The organism is Streptomyces sp. NPDC002958 (assembly GCF_055563255.1).
Genome location: NZ_JBVHDS010000005.1, coordinates 1 through 17,980, shown reverse-complemented (window position 1 = coordinate 17,980; position 17,980 = coordinate 1). Strand labels below are relative to the sequence as shown.

10 protein-coding genes are annotated in these 17,980 nt (G+C 71.1%); 4 read left to right on the top strand and 6 right to left on the bottom strand.

Going from position 1 to position 17,980, the window contains the following annotated elements; translation table 11 throughout:
• Nucleotides 1-53: 53 nt before the first annotated feature.
• The 3 genes from trmB to ACZ3IC_RS10895 form a co-directional block, all read right to left on the bottom strand.
• Nucleotides 54-992: a tRNA (guanosine(46)-N7)-methyltransferase TrmB gene (gene trmB / locus ACZ3IC_RS10905; protein WP_467414783.1), complete on the bottom strand. Its 939-nt coding sequence runs from the start codon at nucleotides 990-992 to the stop codon at nucleotides 54-56.
• Entirely contained in the window at nucleotides 985-2,241 is a 1,257-nt protein-coding gene (gene lhgO, locus ACZ3IC_RS10900; protein ID WP_467414780.1) for an L-2-hydroxyglutarate oxidase, read from the bottom strand. Before lhgO ends, trmB begins: the two co-directional genes overlap by 8 nt.
• Nucleotides 2,242-2,483: 242 nt before the next feature.
• Nucleotides 2,484-4,313: a sporulation protein gene (locus ACZ3IC_RS10895; protein ID WP_467414779.1), complete on the bottom strand. Its 1,830-nt coding sequence runs from the start codon at nucleotides 4,311-4,313 to the stop codon at nucleotides 2,484-2,486.
• A gap of 1,244 nt (nucleotides 4,314-5,557) precedes the next feature.
• On the opposite strand from ACZ3IC_RS10895, the gene ACZ3IC_RS10890 reads away from it, so the two are divergent.
• Nucleotides 5,558-7,669: an asparagine synthase-related protein gene (locus tag ACZ3IC_RS10890; protein WP_467414778.1), complete on the top strand. Its 2,112-nt coding sequence runs from the start codon at nucleotides 5,558-5,560 to the stop codon at nucleotides 7,667-7,669.
• A gap of 141 nt (nucleotides 7,670-7,810) precedes the next feature.
• On the opposite strand, the gene ACZ3IC_RS10885 is transcribed toward ACZ3IC_RS10890, so the two are convergent.
• Nucleotides 7,811-9,787 carry a sigma-70 family RNA polymerase sigma factor gene (locus ACZ3IC_RS10885; protein WP_467414776.1) on the bottom strand — a complete coding sequence of 659 codons (1,977 nt, stop codon included), beginning with the start codon at nucleotides 9,785-9,787 and terminating at the stop codon, nucleotides 7,811-7,813.
• Nucleotides 9,788-10,510: 723 nt separating this feature from the next.
• On the bottom strand, nucleotides 10,511-11,473 hold the full coding sequence (locus ACZ3IC_RS10880) for a TetR/AcrR family transcriptional regulator (protein ID WP_467414774.1): 963 nt from the start codon (nucleotides 11,471-11,473) through the stop codon (nucleotides 10,511-10,513).
• Between the two features lie 340 nt (nucleotides 11,474-11,813).
• Between ACZ3IC_RS10880 and ACZ3IC_RS10875 the strand changes: the two genes are divergently transcribed.
• Together ACZ3IC_RS10875 and ACZ3IC_RS10870 are read left to right on the top strand one after the other, a co-directional pair.
• Entirely contained in the window at nucleotides 11,814-13,238 is a 1,425-nt protein-coding gene (locus ACZ3IC_RS10875; protein ID WP_467414771.1) for an NAD(P)/FAD-dependent oxidoreductase, read from the top strand.
• Nucleotides 13,239-13,633: 395 nt separating this feature from the next.
• The gene (locus ACZ3IC_RS10870) at nucleotides 13,634-15,463 is read left to right on the top strand and encodes an ATP-binding SpoIIE family protein phosphatase (RefSeq protein ID WP_467414769.1); all 1,830 of its coding nucleotides are present in this window, start codon (nucleotides 13,634-13,636) and stop codon (nucleotides 15,461-15,463) included.
• A gap of 30 nt (nucleotides 15,464-15,493) precedes the next feature.
• On the opposite strand, the gene ACZ3IC_RS10865 is transcribed toward ACZ3IC_RS10870, so the two are convergent.
• Nucleotides 15,494-16,795, bottom strand: a complete 1,302-nt coding sequence (locus tag ACZ3IC_RS10865; RefSeq protein WP_467415400.1) for an MFS transporter — start codon at nucleotides 16,793-16,795, stop codon at nucleotides 15,494-15,496.
• Nucleotides 16,796-16,950: 155 nt separating this feature from the next.
• Between ACZ3IC_RS10865 and ACZ3IC_RS10860 the strand changes: the two genes are divergently transcribed.
• Nucleotides 16,951-17,508 (top strand): MarR family winged helix-turn-helix transcriptional regulator, encoded by a 558-nt coding sequence (locus ACZ3IC_RS10860; protein WP_467414766.1) that lies wholly within the window; start codon nucleotides 16,951-16,953, stop codon nucleotides 17,506-17,508.
• The last annotated feature ends 472 nt before the right edge of the window (nucleotides 17,509-17,980 follow it).

Here is a 17,980-nt window from a genome sequence, read left to right as displayed (position 1 = left end):
CTGGCCATGGGGCGCCGGGTCCGTCAGGTCCTCACCGGCTCCGCGGGCAGGCCTCAGCGGCGGGCGAAGAGCAGATCGTGCACGATATGGCCCTTGTCGAGGCCCTGCCCCTCGAACCGGGTCAGCGGCCGGAACGCCGGTCGCGGCGCATAGCCGCCGTCCGCCTGGGCGTTCTCGAAGAGGGGGTGCGCGGTCAGCACCTCCAGCATCTGCTCGGCGTACGGCTCCCAGTCGGTCGCACAGTGGATCACGGCCCCCGGTTTCAGCCGCTGCGCCACCAGATCGAGGAATTCCGGCTGGATCAGCCGCCGCTTGTGATGGCGCTTCTTGGGCCACGGGTCGGGGAAGTACACCCGCAGTCCGTCCAACGAGTCCGGCTTCAGCATCTCGCGCAGCAGGATGATCGCGTCACCGTTGGCGACCCGGATGTTGGACAGGCCGTTCCGGTCTGCGAGACCAAGCAGATTGCCCTGGCCCGGGGTGTGCACATCGACGGCGAGAATGCCCGTTTCCGGGTCGTCGGCTGCCATCTGCGCGGTGGCCTCGCCCATGCCGAAACCGATCTCCAGCACGACCGGGAGCCCGTCAAACAGCTCGGACAGGTCGAGGACGCGCTGCCCGTCGATGTCCAGGCCCCACTTCGGCCAGAGCCGCAGCAGGGCGTCCTCCTGGCCGGGCGTGACGCGGCTGCGGCGCGGCTGGAAGCTGCGGATCCGGCGTTCGTGATGCGATCCGGCCGGATCGATGGCGGGCCCGCCGGGGAAGCGCGGCTCCTGGCGCAGCCTGCGCTGCCGCTCGAAGGAGGCGGTGCGCAGATCGTCCGGAATCCCGGCAGCGGCGGCGGTGTGGGCCGAGGAGGCACTGCCCACCCCGGGCGCGGCGCTGCCCGTCCCGGCCGCGGTCTCGCCGGGCGTCGAGGCGGAAGGACTCGCGGAAGGGTTCGCGGCGGGGCTCACGGAGGGATCTGTGGCGGGGTTCAAAGGCTCAGACACAATGCCCCGATTCTACGGCGGGTGGCTTCCACCCCGTCCCCCGTGCCCGGATCAGTGCCCTGCGTGCCACCTCCCGCCCGATGGGCAGGGATGCCGTCGCGGCGGGCGACGGAGCGTTCAGTACGTGCACGGTGTGCGGGGCCTCGCGAATCAGGAAGTCGTCCACCAGGGTGCCGTCCCGCAGCACGGCCTGGGCCCTGACCCCGGCCGGGGCCGGCCGCAGATCGGCCTCCGTGACCTCGGGCAGCAGCCGCTGCACGGCCGCGGTGAACGCGCGCTTCGAGAGCGAACGGTGCACTTCGCCCGCCCCGTACCGCCAGTGCCTGCGCGCGATCTGCCAGGTCCCGGGCCAGGCCAGGGTGTCCGCCAGCTCACGGGGGCGTACGACGGGCCAGCCGTACCCCTCGCGGGCCAGCGCCGGCACCGCGTTCGGCCCGACGTGGACGCTGCCGTCGTGGCCCCGGGTCAGATGCACGCCGAGGAACGGGAACGCCGGATCGGGCACCGGATAGACCAGGCCGCGCACCAGCTCCGGCCGGGCCAGCTCGTAGTACTCCCCCCGGAAGGGCACGATCCGCACCCCCGGATCGTCGCCCGCGAGCCGCGCCACCCGGTCGCAGTGCAGCCCCGCGCAGTTGACCAGCACCCGGGCCCGCACCACCGGACCCTCCGCCGTGCGCACCGCCACACCCCAGGGGCGCCGGTCGATCGCGGTGACCTCCGCCCCGTAACGGATCACCCCGCCCGCCCCGCTCACCTCGGCGGCGAACCGCGCCGCGACCGCCCCGAAGTCGCACACCCCGGTCGTCCCGACGTGGATCGCGGCGAGCCCGCGCACCTGTGGCTCGTGCTCCGCGATCTGGGCGGGCCCCAGCTCGCGCACCGGCAGCCCGTGCTGCCGGCCGCGCTGGACCAGCGCGTGCAGCCGGAGCAGCTCGGACCGCTCGGTCGCGACGATCAGCTTGCCCGTCACCGCGTGCGCGATGCCGCGCTCGGCGCAGAAGTCGACCATTTCGGCGGCGCCGCGCACCGAGTAACGGGCCTTGAGCGAGCCGGGGCGGTAGTAGATGCCGCTGTGGATCACTCCGCTGTTGCGCCCGGTCTGGTGACGGGCGGGGCCCCACTCCTTCTCCAGCACCGTCACCCGGATGCCCGGAGCGGTGCGCGTGATCGCATACGCCGTCGACAGGCCGACGATCCCGCCGCCGATCACCAGCACATCGCAGTCGTACGCCGCGTGCGTCATCATCACGCCACCTCCCACCCCGATAGTGCACTGACCCACTGACAGCACACTCAAACCAGCGAAGCCCAGCGTGGCGCCGGATCTTTACGCCCAGCGGCGGACGGGTGACGCGCCGAATACCGCCCGGACACTGTCTGTATGCCGCAAGGACGTCATGGCGACGCTGTGAGGAAGTACGGGCTACGGGCTCGGGCTAACGGGCTCGGGGAAACGAGCCCGTAGCGTGGGTCGTCCTGTGCGGCCGGTTACGCGGGGGCGACCAGCAGCGGACGGGCCCGCTCGCGCAGCTCGGCGACGCGCGGCTCGTGCCCGTACGGTTCGAGCCTGTGCAGCAGATCCCGTACGTACTCCGTGGTCCGCGCCGAAGAGATGCGGCCCGCCACCTCCACCGCCCGGGTGCCCGCCGCGCAGGCCGCGTCCAGATTCCCCGATTCCAGCTCGGCCACCGCCGACACCACGAGCCGCAGCCCGTGCGAGCGGACGAATTCCTCGGTGGGCCTGGACAGGGCCTGCTCGGTGAAGCGCCGCACCTGCCGGGGCGCCTTCAGATCGAGGTGGCACTCCGCGGCGTCGGCCGCGAACCTGTCGTACGAGTAGAAGCCCAGCCACTGCGGGTCCGCATCGCCGTCCCTGGAACGCTCCAGCCAGCCCTCGGCGGCCTTCAGCGCGGCCCCCGCGGCCGGTGCGTCGCTCGCCTTGGCATGGGCACGCGCCTCCACCAGGCGGAAGAAGCTCATGGTGCGGGCGGTGGCGAGCCCCCGGTTGCGTTCGACGGCGGCCTGCGCGAGGTCGACCCCCTCGTCGGCGAAGCCACGGTAGGTCGCCTGCAGCGACATCGAAGCGAGGACATAGCCGCCGAGAGGTACGTCGGCCGCGGCCCGCGCGAGTCTCAGTGCCTGGATGTAGTAGCGCTGCGCGGCCTCCTGCTGACCGGTGTCGAAGGCCATCCACCCGGCGAGCCTGGTCAGTTCGGCCGCCGCGCCGAAGAGTGCACGGCCCACCTCGTCGCTGTACGAACCGAGCAGCAGCGGTGCGGCGTCGACTCGTAAGCACTCGGGGACCATGGAGGAGCGCCAGTCCCCGCCGCCGTACTTGGAGTCCCAGCGACGGGCGTCCTGGGCCGCCTCGCGCAGTTTGGAGACATCGCTGTGGCCGACCCGCAGCGGGGCGATGTCGCTCGTGATGGTGCTGGTCGGCGCGGGCGCGGGCGCGGGACCGGGTGTGGATGCGGTCTCGGGGCCCGGCTGGGCGGGGATGGACGGTGTCCGCTGCGTCCCCAGTGCTCCCAGGGGTCCCAGCGCCGCCTGCGCCGCCTGCGCCGCCTGCGCCGCCTGCGCCGCCTGGGACGTCTGCACATTCAGCGCTGCCTGTGCCCCGGGTCCCTGCTGTGCGCCAAGCGCAGGCTGTGCCCCGAGCGGTCCCCGAGCGGCCAGGCCCCCCGCCGTGCCAGGTGTGCCGGATGTGCCCGCCGCCTCCGGCGTGCCGGACTCCGCCCCCGTGCTCTTCCCCGCCGTGCCCGGCACCCTCTGCGCCCCTGGGCCGGTACGTGCGCCCCTTGCGCCGTGGGTGCCGAGGATGGCCGCCTCGGCGGCTGTCGAGTCGTGCTCCACCGACGGGTCGGCGGGGGATATCAGCCAGCGGGATGCGGGCGTCGCGTACGCACTCACCGAGAACGAGCCCGCGAGCGACTGCCAGATCCCGCCGCTGCCCGCCCGTCGCCCGGCCAGATCCAGCCGGTACAGCTCGGTCGCCGAACGGACCGCCCCGGCCACATCGCGCGGAAAGGCCAGCCCGACCTCCGGCGCCGGATCGGCGTCCGCGAGCCCGATCTCGTGCAGCGGGACCGGCCGGCCGAGTTTGGCGCCGATCGCCGCAGCGATGAGATGGGGCGCGGCGCCCTGCGGCACCATGCCTTTGGAGACCCACCGGGCCACCGAGGTCTTGTCGTACCGAAGTGTCAGACCGCGCTGCGCCCCGAGGTCGTTGACCCGCCGGGCGAGCCCGGCGTTGCTGATTCCCGCGAGGGCGAGAACGGTTCCGAGCTTCTCGTTCGGTCCGCGTTGCTCCCTGGACATGCGCCACCCCTCGACACACAGACGGCCGCCGCGTCACCGTTGCGGCGCGCGGCATTCGTACCGTGTCCTCCCCAGGGGCGAACCCCGGCACTCCGGCCGCACACGCATATGGCCGAGCCCCGAGGAATATGCCTCCTGCCGAGAACCTCAGTAAACCAAGCGTAGTTCGCCGCATCCCTACCGTTAAGGGGCAGACGTCCGTATGGCGGGATTGTTGTCTGTGCGGACGCGAGCGGCTCCGTGGTGCCGCTCCGAGTGCTGCCGCGGTCGCCTCTGTGGCCGTCGCGCACAGCGGCCCGGACCCGGTCGGGGACCCCGCTCGGCGCTCTGCTCGACGCCCTGTTCGTGCGCTCCTGGGGGCACGAACAGGGCGTGGCCGCGGCACCGCCCGCCGAGCCCCGTACGTGCCCCTGGTGTGTGGCCGTGCGCCCGGCCGTGCGCTCTCGTCCGGCCGTTTCGGAAGCGCTTCCATGAGTGCTGCGTGGGTCGGCCCACTGCATTGGACTCAGTGGGCTGGGGGACACCGTCGCCTCATTCCCCGCAGGCGGCGGACCGGTCCGGGAGGTGAACGACACCTCCCGGACTGTGCGTAGGCACCGGTACGGGGCCGGGTGCGGGGCCCGGTCCGGAGCAGGCCCCGGAGCCCCGGTTCGCGGTCGCCCGCCGCCCCGGGGTGATCTCCGGCGGCCGCCGGAGGATTCCAGGAGGGATTCGGGAAGAAATCAGGGAATGAAGTAGGGCGAAAAGGGACTTCTGATGCGGTGAGGTTCCTGCCGCCTGGTTGCAACGTGCTCTGAGAATGGCCGAATATCGTCGGTCGACCGAGGTGGGGCGACCTATTCGCGGACATCCCGTCGGTCGTCCGGCGGTCGTCCGTCACCGGTCCGTGGGCGGTTCGGAGCATGGCCGGATTTCGGCCGGTAGATCTCGCTCGTACAGGGAATGCAACGCGCCTCATCCGTAAGTCCGTTGGCGCATGAACCGCCTCGCTTCGGCCGTGCGTCGGTCATCCCGCCGGAATCCCGCCGCAGGGTTGCCGCCCGACGTGCGCCGTTCGACCCCGGCCGACTGCCCGACCCGGTCCGGTCTTTGCCAGGGGCGCATGTACTTCCGACGTGCGCCGTCCGTAGCCCCTCCTATGCGCCTTTGTCGTGGCAGCATGTTCGCAACGGCGCCGCGCGTTACCGCAGTTCTCCCGGTTCTTTCCTGCTGCGCCGTTTTGTCCACAGCCTGTGGAGGCGGCGATGCGTTGGTTGGTGGGGTGGAGCAGTATCGCCGCGAGCTTCGGAACGGCCGGAGCGGTCGGCGCCGGCGACGAGGGGCGCACGATGCACCCCGTGGGCTCCCAACTCCTGTGGGGCGACCCGGATCCGCTCTGGGCGGTCGGCGACTGGCGCCCCGACGAGATCCGTATCAGCACCGTCGAGACCGCCGAAGGCGCGCCCACCGCCCGGATGGCCGTTCTCGGCTGCTGCAGTGCCACCGACGAACAGCTGCGCGTCGGCCTCCTGTCCGCCCGCGGCGGAGCCCTGCGCCATCTCACCTCCTGGCCAGGCAGCTACACGGCCGTCGTCCAGGTGGGCCGCCGGATCACCGTCATCGGGGACCTCGCCGGAGCCCGCCCGGTCTTCTACACGCCCTGGGCCGGCGGCACGGCGTACGCCACCGCCGCACTCCCGCTCGCCGATCTCATCGAAGCCCAGCTGGACATCGGTCACCTGGCCGCCCTGCTCGCCTGCCCCGACACGCCGGAGGCGCTGCGCGACGGCACCCCGTACGCCGGAGTGAAGCGCATCCCGCCGGGACACGCGCTCATCCTCCGCGAGGGCTCGCGCGAGATCACCGGGTACGAGGCGGTGGCCTCCCTCGCCGTCGCCGCGCCCCAGCTCGACCCGGTCAGCGCCGTCGCCGGAGTGCGCGACGCACTGGTCGAAGCGGTACGCGCCAGACTCACGGCCCCGCGCCACGCCCCCGAAACCCTGCCGCCCGACCCCGGCCCGGTCCCCGGCATGGGGCCCGCCGAGCGACGCGCCGCCCGCGGCGCACCCGTACCCGGTATCGGCGCCGACCTCTCCGGGGGCAGCGGCTCCGCCACCCTCGCCCTGCTCGCCGCCGGACTGCCGGGCCTGCCCGGCACCCTCCTCGGCCACGGCACGGGAGCGGGGGAGCGACTGCTGGCCGTCACCTTCAACGACCTCACCACACGCGGACACGAGGACGAACTCGAACGTGCCCGCGTCATCGCCGCCAACCCGCGCCTGCACCATGTCGTCGTCGCCGCCGGGGAAGAGGCCCTGCCCTACGCCGACCTGGGTGGCGGCCCGCTCACCGATGAACCCGCCCCGTCCCTCGTCGTCGCCGAACGCCACCGCCGCCGCCTCGCCTCGGGCAGCGCCGACCACTTCGTCGGCGGCGGCGCCCGGCAGGTCCTCGACGCCCACCCGGCCCGCCTCGCCGACCTGTTGATGGACCGGCGCCGACGCCATCTGCTGCGCCCGGTCGCCGCTCTCGCCAAGGCCGAGGGTTCGACCGCGCACTCTCTCTTCGTCCCGCTGACCGTCTACCGCGCGGCCCGCCGCCTGTCCCGTACGTCGTACCGCACCGGCCTGGAGACGGCGGCCGACCGGCTGCCGGAGGCCAACCGCCACACTTTCGACCTCGACACCCCCGCTGACGCCTCGCTCGCCGCGCTCACCTGGTCGCGGCCCGGGCCCGCCGCACGCTGGCTGACGGGGGAGGCGCTCGCCGAAGTGTCGGTGCGTCTTCAGGAAGCGGCGATCCGTCCCGCCTCCGTTCAGCGCCCGGGCGAGGCCCGCGCCCGGGCGGCCCTCGCCCGGTATGCCGCCGACCACCGGATCCTGGAGCAGGCCGCGGAGAACCGCAGCCAGCGACTGCACGCCCCGTTCCTCGACACCCAGGTCGTACGCGCCGCCCGTGCGCTCCCCGAATCGCTCCGGGTCCAGCCGGGTGCCCGCGCCGCGATCCTGCGCCGGGTGCTCGCGGGCGCAGGCATCCACGAGCTGCCGCCCGGCTGGGGCACCCCCTCCCTCGCCACCTCGAACGCGACCGCCCGCACCGGCCTGCGCGCAGCACTCCCCGACCTGATCGCCCTCTTCGACGCCCCGCTCCTCGCCGTCGCGGGCCTGGTCGAGGCCCGCGTCGTACGGAAGGCCCTGCGCGCGGCTTCGGAGGGCGAACCGCTCCCACTGGACGGCCTGGCGCACCTGGCGTCCATGGAACTCTGGCTCCGCCGCCTCGTTTCGCGGCGCGGTACCTGCTGGACGGGCACGGCGGCACCCCGCCAGCGTGCGGTGGCTGGCGGAGTCGTCCCGGCGAGGCGGACGCTGCAGCCGTAGGCGCGGGCGGGCGGTGCGCGTGGGGGTGCGGATGGGCAGTGCCCATGGGAGTGCGGTGGCTGCCGCACCCCCGACGGCCGCCACACCCGACGGCCGCCACACCCGATGGCTGCCGCACCCGGCGGCCTCGCCCCGGCAGCCTCACCGACAACTGATGGTTGAATCCGCCCAGTCGGCGAGTGTCATGCCACTGCCCGGCCGTGCCCGCTCGACGACGAGCCGGATCTTCTCCTGACCGGTGATGCCGACCCTGACAGGTACGGCCGGGTCGTTGCCGTTCATCACCTGGGACTGCCACAGTCGTGTCCCGGCACCGTTGAAGACGGAGAAGCGCACCGAGCCGCGGCCCATCGTCATGTCGTCGACCCCGACCACGGCCTCGTAATGCGTGCACTGCCGGTTCAATCGGATGGTGACCGAGGACTTGCCGTGGACGGTCACCCCGTGCGCGTACTGCGTGCCGCCGATCGACAGACCGGAGCGCTGCCAGACCCAGTTGCTCTCATTGATCACCACCTCCGGTTGGGTGTGGTCACCCAGCATTGAGTAACTCAGCTCGCTGACCCGGTACACGGTCGGCGCGGACGGCGGAGGTGGCGGGGTCGGGGCAGAAGGTGTCGGGGTGGAAGGTGTCGGCGGCCTGGGCGTCTGAGTCGGTTTGGCGGTGGGCGTCGGCGTAGGTGGCGGAGTGGGCGTCGGCTTCGGTGGGGGAGTCGGGGACGGGGCAGATGGCGCGGGCGGCGTCGGCGCATCGGGCTCAGGCGGCGGGGTCGACTTCGGCTTCGGCTTCGGCTTCGGCGGTGCGGGCGTCGGCACCGCAGGCGCCACGGCAGTCGGCTTGACCGAACGTCCGGCCTCGGGCTTCGGCTGGTCCTCACCGACCAGTGCCCAGGCCAGCCCGGCCGCCGCGGCCACGGCGACCGCCGCCGCGATACCGGCCTTCGCCGGGGCGCCGAGCCCTTCCGAGACCGCGGCACCACCGGCCGCACCCCCGGACGAGCTCCCGCCGGTCGCTGCCGCGGCGGCACCCGCACCCGCGGCTCCTGCCGCGCCACCGGCGACGATTCCGGCAGCCTTGAGCGCATACCCGGCGGCGAACCAGCCGATGACCGCGACCGGCAGCAGCGCAGGAATCCCGGCGTTGACATGGGCCAGTTCGCCTGCGGCGAGCCGGCACCTGACGCACTCGTCCAGATGCCCCCGCAACCCGCGCTCGGCCCGCATCCGGAGCCCTCCCCGGGCATACGCGCCGAGGCGGTCGGCATAACGCGCACAGTCACTGGCCGAGGTGAGCGCCTGGCTCACATGCGCCTGCAGGTAGGCCTGCTTGAGCCCTTCGCGGGCCCGGCTGGCCAGCACCGCAGTGGCATTGGCAGTCAGCCCGAACAGCGGGGCGATCTCGCTGGGCGACTCCTCCTCGACGGTGGTGTGCCACAGCACCGCCTGCCAGCGCTCCGGCAGACTGCGGAACGCCTGCATCGCCATTGACTGCTCGGCCTCGTGCATCGCCAGCACATCGGCACCGAGGTCGAGCGTGTCCGCTTCCGGCACCTGGGAGGATTGGGATGCCTGGGCGGCGAACACCGCGAAGTCATCGACCAATTGCTCTCGCTTCGCGGTCTTGGTCCAGGCGGCTCCGACATGTCGGACAGCCGTCATGAGGTAGGCCCGTACCGCCTCCTCGGGTCCCTTGCCCCTCCGTACCGCCTGCAGTGTGCGGGCGAAGACCTCGGCCGTCAGGTCGTCGGCGGTGTGCGCGTCCCGGCAGCAGGTCCGCGCGTAGCGCCGCACCGCGTCCGAGTGCCGCCGGAACAGCTCCTCGTACGCGAGATCGTCACCGTCCCGCATCTGCCTGATCAACTCGGCGTCGGAGAGCGCGGAACCGGAGGCGTCGGCGCTGCTGCCGCCCTCCCGCTGCCTCGGCACCGCGACACCGGCCTCGACGGCTGTCGGCCACGGACCGGGCAGGACCACGCTGTCCTCGGTGTCACCACCAGCCGGCCGCCCGGGTCCGGCCTGACTCGGTACCTGCCGGAAGGACAGCTCACCGGCCTCCGTCGCACCGCCCACGGTAGAGACGTCGTCGAACGACTCTTCCCGCTGCCCGTCACCGCTCATCGCGGAAGCCCCCGTATGCGCTGTCGGACCCGAACATCGGGCAAGAGTGCCACATGGCGCAATCACGCCGAACCTTCAGCCACAGCAACCACTCATCCGGGGCGTTTTCCCGAATGTGAGCACTAACGGCCACTCATTTGGGGAAGGCTCATTGGGTTTTTTACACGGGCGGGTTACGGACAGCGGGCAGCGGCCCCACCGACGAGAGCCGATCAACCACCGATCAAGCACCGATCAAGCACCGATCAAGCCTCGGTCGAGCGCCGAACAAACACCGAACAGCAGCCCGTTCAAACGGAGCTGAAGAGCCGATGGAGAGCCGTGCCGGCGCTGTAGAGAGCCGGTCGACGGGCAGATGAGAGCACCTGGTCGAAACGACGGACGCGAAAACTGGAAGCGAGAGGGGCGGACGCGGAAGCCGGAAGCGAGAAGGGAGGACGCGGAAGCCGGACGCGAGAGGCGGGCGGGCGACGACGAGCCGCCGGGCGCGACCAACCGAAACGGGCCACGCCGGCCACCCGACGCCCAACCCATTCACGCCGGCCATGCGCGCCGCCCACTCACTCCAGCAACCCGCCCGGAGAGGCAGCCCGCACACGAAACACATCCGCGCCCGCGGCACCCTCCGCACCCGCGCCACTCCGCGCCCGCGGCACCCACACTCACGCGTACCTACGCGCCCGCGGCACCGCGCTCACGTAACCGGCAGCGAGCGCGGCCCGCTCACTTGGCAGGCCGAGAACGCAGCCCCTCCAGCAGGATGTCCAGCAGCCGACTCGAAGCCGCGGCCTGTTGAGCCGGATCAGGCAGCGAGGGCGCCGCCGTCGCGATGACCAGCAGCACATCCGCCACCGTCACATCACGGCGCAGCTCACCGGCTGCCCGCGCCCGGTCCACCAGCCGGCCGACGATTTCCAGCAGTTCGCCGGTTCCCGTGTCGTCGCCCTCGATGCCGCTCTCCGTGGCGAAACGCCCGTCGGCCGGCCGGAGGTCGGCCTGACCCGCGCCCTGCCGCTGCTGAGGTACCCGCGTCTCGTCCTGAGCACTGCCCGAGCCCGAGCCCGATACGGAGGCCGCAGTGGCCCCCGACTCCCCAGCCGCGGTCGTGCCGTCGGCATCGACTTCGGCATCGACTTCGGCATCGACTTCGGTATCGACCTCGACCCGCAGTACCTGCGGCGGCAGCAGTCGCCCCGCGCCCGAGGCCACGGACGTCCGCAGGAAGCGCGACAGCGCCGACCACGGTTCGTCCTCCTGACCCAGGGCGGCCCGCGCCTGGTCCGTCAGCCGGGAAGTTTCCTCCTCGGCTATCCGCCGCACCAGCACGTCCTTGCTCGGGAACCGCCGGTACACCGTGCCGACTCCGACTCTGGCGCGACGCGCCACGTCCTCCATCGGAGCCCCGTATCCCAGCTCGCCGAACACCTCGCGTGCGGCACGCAGCACATGTTCCAGATTGCGCTGTGCATCCACGCGAAGCGGAGCCGAGCGTACGTTCGCTCCAGCGGCCCCGGCTGCCCCGGCCGTCCCGCCTGTTCCGGCTGCCGCGACCGTGCCGACCGCACCCACCATGCCGACCGCACCCACCGTGTCCACTGTCCCCATCGCTCCGTTTCGTCCGCTTCCGTCGGGCGAATGGGACGTGACTGCAGCAGCAGTCTGCCAATGAGAATCCTGAATGTGCATAACTGTTCCCCCGGTTATGACGTCTCCCCCCGGAGACTTCCCGCCGTTTGAGCCGAAGAGTGGATCATGGTCTCGACCCGGCACCCCGACGACATACGAACATAGTTGAGCCTGGGTCAATTCAGAAGGGGGTAGTTCCGCACGGAGCGCCCTGCGATCGGAGCAAGGACCGGTTGGTCACCGATTCGACCCCCACCCACCATCCCCACTCCAACCCCTGACCTGCGCAGCTTCCGTGTCGCCGCCGCGATCAGCAGCAGAAGCCGGTTCAGAACCTCCGGTCACACAATTTGCCGGGGCTGTGGACAAACCCGTGAGCACGTTGCGTCATGGGGTGGTGATGGCTTCAGATTTCGGGGGGACACCCCCCGGCCCCCCGCCGGGTGTGCGCATCCTCGTCGTCGGCGGCGGGTACGTCGGGATGTACACAGCGCTGCGCCTCCAGCGGAAGCTGAAGCAGAGACTCAGAAGCGGTGAGGCCGAGATCGTCGTCGTCACCCCCGAGCCTTATATGACGTATCAGCCGTTCCTGCCCGAAGCGGCCGCCGGTTCGATCTCGCCGCGCCATGTCGTCGTGCCGCTCCGCCGGGTCCTGGCGCGCTGCAAGATCGTGATCGGTGAGGCACAACGCATCGACCACGCCAAGCGCACGGCGACCATCGCCACGCTCGCCACGGCGGAGGACGGAACCGGCGCCGTCGAGATCCCGTACGACGAACTCGTCCTCGCACCCGGATCCGTCTCGCGCACCCTCCCGATCCCCGGCCTCGCCGACCACGGCATCGGCTTCAAGACCATCGAGGAGGCCATCGGACTGCGCAACCACGTCATCGAGCAGATGGACATCGCCTCCGCCACCCGCGACCCGGCCATTCGCGACGCCGCCCTCACCTTCGTCTTCGTCGGCGGTGGATACGCGGGCGTCGAGGCCCTTGCCGAGCTGGAGGACATGGCCCGCTACACCTCGCGTTACTACCACAACGTCAAGGCAGAGGACCTGAAATGGATCCTTGTCGAGGCGTCCGGCCGCATGCTTCCCGAGGTCGGCGACGCAATGGGCATGTACGCCATCCGGGAGCTGCGCGGCCGCAATATCGACGTACGCCTCGACACCCGACTGGAGTCCTGCGAGGACCGGATCGCCGTCCTGAGCGACGGTTCCCGCTTCCCGACCCGCACCCTCGTGTGGACCGCGGGCGTCAGACCCGCGCCGATCCTCGCCGCCACCGATCTGCCGCTCGACGAGCGCGGCAGGCTCAGATGCACGGCGGAACTCACCGTCGAAGGGGTCGAGCACGCCTGGGCCGCCGGGGACGCCGCGGCCGTACCCGACCTGACTGCCGAGGAAACGGGCAGGGAGACCGCCCCCAACGCCCAGCACGCCGTGCGACAGGCCAGGGTTCTCGCCGAGAACATCCTCGCGTCGATCAACGGCGAGCCCCTCAAGGAGTACCGGCACAGTCATGCGGGTTCCGTCGCCTCACTCGGCCTCCACAAGGGCGTCGCCCATGTCTGCGGTCGTAAGCTCAAGGGCCGTCCGGCCTGGCTGATGCACCGCACGTATCACCTCAGCCGTGTCCCGACGTTCAACCGGAAGGCCCGTGTCCTTGCCGAATGGACCCTCGCCGGGCTCTTCAAACGCGAGATCGTCTCCCTCGGTTCGCTGGAACACCCGCGTGCCGAATTCGAACTCGCTGTAGGCGGCAAGCGCCCCGGTCCGGACGGCCGGCCGAACACCGACGATCCGCCGAGGACCGACGGCTGACTGCCCGTCGACCCGCCCGGGCACCCGCCCGGCGCGACACCGCACCGACAACTGTCAGTACGGTCCGTCACACTGGACGTGTGACCATAGGTGGGTCCACATCTGCACAGAGTGACCCGGCGGCAGCGAACAACAGTGACCAGCACCGACGTCCCAGACGCACCAGCTGTCCCAAACACATCAGAAACACAAGACGCACCAGACGCACCAGACGCACCAGACGCACCAGAGGCACGAGCAGCGCGATGAGGCCCGGCTGCGCCTTCCCGGGGGTCCGGCCCCCGGCGGCCCCGACCCCGGCGACGGAAGAACCGGTAGAAGAACCGGTAGAAGAAACCGGCAGAGGAAGCAGCCCGCCCGAGCGGACCAGACCGACACACGAGGCCAGAAATTCCGTGAACTTCACGCGTTGGAGCGCCCGCCTACCCGGAACGCAGCGCCGCGCCGCCGCACGGGACGACCGCAGTTCCGTGCCCTCGGCCCGCGCCGAGTACGCACAGCCCGGGACCGGGCCCTGCCCGCCGGACGGCGACACGCGCAGTGACACGCACGGCGACACGCCTGGCGGTACGAGCAGCGACACGCAGGGCGAACCTCCCACGATCTGCGGTTTCGCCCTGGAGGATCTCTCCGCCCTGGAGGATCTGTCCGCCCGGGACATCCTCGGCCGGCTGCCCGCCCTGGTGGCTCTGGTGTACGGCCCCGACCACCGGATCGCGTACGTCAACGACGCCTACGCCGCCGCCTTCGGCCCCCGTCCGGTCGGCGCCACCGCCGCCGAGGCCATGCCCGAACTCGCCGAACTCAGCCTGCTGCCCCTCATGGACCAGGTCCTGCGCAGCGGCACACCCCGTACGGTCAAGTCCCGCAAGGTCCGCAGCGGCAACTCGTACACCGTGACCTGCACTCCGGTGTACAGGGACAGGGCCAGGGACAGCGGGGGCGAAACCGGCAGCGGCAGCGACGAGGGCGGCGGCAGGAACAAGAAGCAGAACAAGGGCAACAGGAGCAACAAGAACAAGAACAGAGGCAGTGAGGGCGGAGTACTCGTGTACGCCGCCGATGTCACCGACCACGCGGAAGCGGCCGAACGGCTCCGCGCCAGCGAGCGCCGCCACCGCGAAACGGCCGTCACCCTCCAGCGCTCCCTGCTTCCGCAGGAGCTGGAGCAGCCCGACGACCTGCGGATCGCCGCCACCTATCAGCCCGGCGGCACGGATGCCGCGGTCGGCGGCGACTGGTACGACGTCATCACCCTCGGCGCCGGCCGCACCGCCCTGGTCATCGGGGATGTGATGGGCCGCGGTGTGCGGGCCGCCGCCGTCATGGGCCAGCTCCGTACGGCCGTGCGCGCCTACGCCCGACTCGACCTCCCGCCGCACGAGGTGCTCCAGCTCCTCGACGGTCTCGCCGCCGAGATCGACGCCAGCCAGATCGCCACTTGCGCCTACGCGGTCCACGATCCGAACGAAAGCAGGCTCGTCTACGCCTCCGCCGGCCACCTCCCGATCCTGGTGTGCCACGAGGACGGTACGGTCCACCGCGCCGAGGACCCGACAGGCCCGCCGCTCGGCACCGGCGGCTGGATCCACACATCGGGCACCATCGCGCTGCCGCCCGGCTCCACCGCGGTCCTTTACACGGACGGCCTGGTGGAGCGCCGCAGCGAGGACATCGACGAGGGCGTCGCCGCCCTGGAGCGCGCGCTCTCCGGCGCCAAGGGTTCACCTCAGGTGGTCTGCGACCGGCTGATCCGTTCCCTCGGCGTCACTGCGGAACACGACGACGACGTGGCCGTACTGGTGGTCCAGCACCCCGCCCGTACGGGGGCGAACGCCGAACTGTTCCACAACGCCTCGCTCGATCTTCTCGGCGGCATCGAAGCGGCCCCGCGCGCCCGCGCCTTCGCGACCGGCGTCCTGACGTCGTGGCGATTCCCGGTCGAGCTCTGCGACCTGGGTGTCCTGGCCGCGGGCGAACTCGTCGCGAACTCCCTCAAGCACGGCACTCCGCCGATGCGCCTGGGCCTGCGCCGCACAGACCGCCGCCTGATCATCGAGGTGACCGACGGAGACGACCACCTGCCGCGCCGCCGCCGCGCAGATCCGGCGGACGAAGCGGGCCGCGGCATCTCCATCGTCGCGACGATCGCCTCGTCCTGGGGCAGCCGCCGCACACCGGGCGGCGGCAAAGCGGTCTGGTGCGAATTCGCCCTGCCGCGTTAGGGGCCCTGCCGAGCAGGACCCCTGACCGCCTCAGCGAGGAGCGGCAGCGGAGGCGGTCACGGGCTTGCCCTCCGGCAGTGACACGGCCACCACCCTGGACGACACCGTCTCGATCGAAGGCTGATCCTGTACGGGAGTGAGCCGCCGGCCGAGCCGCAGCGCCAGCACCGTGACGCCCAGCGAGAACAGCACGAACGTCACGATGTACGGCCCGTGCAGCGTCGCCCCCATCGGCCCGCCCACGGCCGGACCGACCGCCAGCGCGAGCTGCTTGCACAGGGCGAACGCGGAGTTGTACTGCCCGACCATCGACTCCGGGGCCAGATCGGCGACCAGCGGCGCCAGGGTCGGCGACAGCATCGACTCACCGAGTCCGAACAGCGCGTACGTGGAGATGAACGCGGCCGTCGCCATGGTCTGGCTGCCGTGTCCGAGCCCCGCGTACCCCGCCACGATCCAGGCGAACGCCCAGATCAGACCGACCGAGGCAATGACCCGGCTGCGCCTGCGGTGCTCCACCAGCCGCAGCACGACGAACTGCGCCACGACGATGGCGGCGGTGTTGGCTGCCATGGCGATACCGAGCGTCGAGGGCTGGATCCCGGCGGCCTCGGTGCCGTAGGCCGCGAGCCCGGACTCGAACTGTCCGTAGCAGGCGAAGAACAGCACGAAGCCCAGCACGCACAGCTGCACCATGGCCCGGTGCGAGAGCAGCGCCCGCAGCCCGCCCGGAGCCGTGGACCCGTCGGTGGGCCTGGCGTCGGAGGAGGACGGCGCACCGGACAGCCGCACCGTGGAGGCGACGACACCGAGCACGACGAACATCCCGGCCTCGATGAGGAACAGCAGGGTGAAGGTCTCCGGCCGGCTCGTGTCGACGATCTGTCCGCCGACCAGCCCACCGATGCCGAGCCCGAGGTTCTGCAGGAAGAACTGCATGGCGAAGGCGCGCGTACGGGTGGCGGTGCTGGAGCACCACACGAGCATGGTGGCGAGCGCCGGCTGCATGACCGCCGTACCCGCGCCGAGGACCGCGGCCGAGAGGACGACGGCAGTCACATCCGACGACAGGCCGAGGGCGGCCGCGCCAAGGGAAGCGACGCCCGAAGCGACGACGAGCACGGGCAGTGGCCCGCTCCGGTCGATGGCACGCCCGGTGAACGGCAGAGCGGCCAGCGCCGCCATGGCGAAGACCGCCAGCACGACTCCCGCGGTGCCTGCACCCAGATCCCGTACCTGTGCCACATAGACGTACAGATAAGGAACGGTGAACCCCAGCCCGAACGCGCTCAGCGCGCTGCCCAGCTGGATCCGCCGCAGTGCTGCACCCATCTCCCTGGTCACACTCACCTACCTCAAGGTCTCGAAGCGACTTGCCGAGCCATCCGAACGACTCGAACCCGAAGACTTTAGCACTAAAGTTAGAAGCTCAATAATTCAGACCGAAGGACTTCGACGGCTTTGGAGGGCGTGCCATACTGCCCGCCATGCCTGACACCACCGAGCGGCCCGGCCCCCAGGAGCCGAGCCTCGACGAGCAGATCGCCGCCTATCAGCGCGAGTTCCGCGACCTGGACCCCCAGGTCGAGCAGGTCGTCTCGGCCCTGGGCCGACTGAACCGCCGCATGAACGTGGCGTACGGACGCCAGCTCGCCGCCCTCGGCATCAGCAACGCCGAGTGGGAGGTCCTCAAGACCCTGGTTCTGGCCGGCTCCCCGTACCGCCTGGGCCCGGGCGAGTTGGCCAAGCGCCTCGGCCTCACCCCGGCAGCGATGACCCACCGGATCGACCGCATGGCGGGCGAGGGTCTGGTCACCCGCGACCGGGACGAGAGCAACCGGGTGCGCGTGATCGTCGAGCTGACCGACGAGGGTCGTACGAAGTGGCTGGAGGCCATGCGCATGGCCTCCGACTTCGAGGGAGAGCTGCTCCAGGACCTCATGGTCGACGAACGTGGAGCCCTCGGCGACATGCTGATCCGCCTCCTGCGCCGCGTGGAGCACGCCCAGCCGGACGCCGGCGGCCGCCTCACCGACCTGGACTGAGCCCCTGCCGGCCTGGTCCGAGCCCATGCCGGACACGCGGGAAAACGCCTTGACCTGGCCGGGTTGACAGGCCCCTCCTCGATCCGTAAGGTTCTTCGAGTTGTCACGGAGCCGGAACGGTTGCGTGACAACCGATCCCGCCGCGAATGCGGCAACCAAAACTCAGCACGATCTCCCACTCGGGACAATTTCGGCATGCCGAAATTAATTTCGAAGGCTCGATTATGAGTCGCCGGGAAAGTTCGCTAGAGTTTGGACGTCGGAACGGCTCAACAGCCGGGAAGGCAAACCCCGCTGACTGGGAATCAGGCCCGAAAGGATCTGATAGAGTCGGACTCGCCGGAAAGGGAAACGCGAAAGCGAAGAACTGGAAAGCAGCCCCGCTTCGACCGGGAATCGGACACGAAAGAGTCTGATAGAGTCGGAAACGCAAGACCGAAGGGAAAAGCCCGGAGGAAAGCCCGAGAGGGTG

Bases quoted from the DNA above. Each gene is read 5' to 3' on its own strand.
- ACZ3IC_RS10860 (WP_467414766.1), top strand. From the start codon at position 16,951: ATGCCTGACACCACCGAGCGGCCCGGCCCCCAGGAGCCGAGCCTCGAC.
- ACZ3IC_RS10885 (WP_467414776.1), bottom strand. From the start codon at position 9,787: ATGAGCGGTGACGGGCAGCGGGAAGAGTCGTTCGACGACGTCTCTACC.
- ACZ3IC_RS10890 (WP_467414778.1), top strand. From the start codon at position 5,558: ATGCGTTGGTTGGTGGGGTGGAGCAGTATCGCCGCGAGCTTCGGAACG.
- lhgO (WP_467414780.1), bottom strand. From the start codon at position 2,241: ATGATGACGCACGCGGCGTACGACTGCGATGTGCTGGTGATCGGCGGC.
- ACZ3IC_RS10895 (WP_467414779.1), bottom strand. From the start codon at position 4,313: ATGTCCAGGGAGCAACGCGGACCGAACGAGAAGCTCGGAACCGTTCTC.
- ACZ3IC_RS10865 (WP_467415400.1), bottom strand. From the start codon at position 16,795: ATGGGTGCAGCACTGCGGCGGATCCAGCTGGGCAGCGCGCTGAGCGCG.
- ACZ3IC_RS10875 (WP_467414771.1), top strand. From the start codon at position 11,814: ATGGCTTCAGATTTCGGGGGGACACCCCCCGGCCCCCCGCCGGGTGTG.
- ACZ3IC_RS10880 (WP_467414774.1), bottom strand. From the start codon at position 11,473: ATGCACATTCAGGATTCTCATTGGCAGACTGCTGCTGCAGTCACGTCC.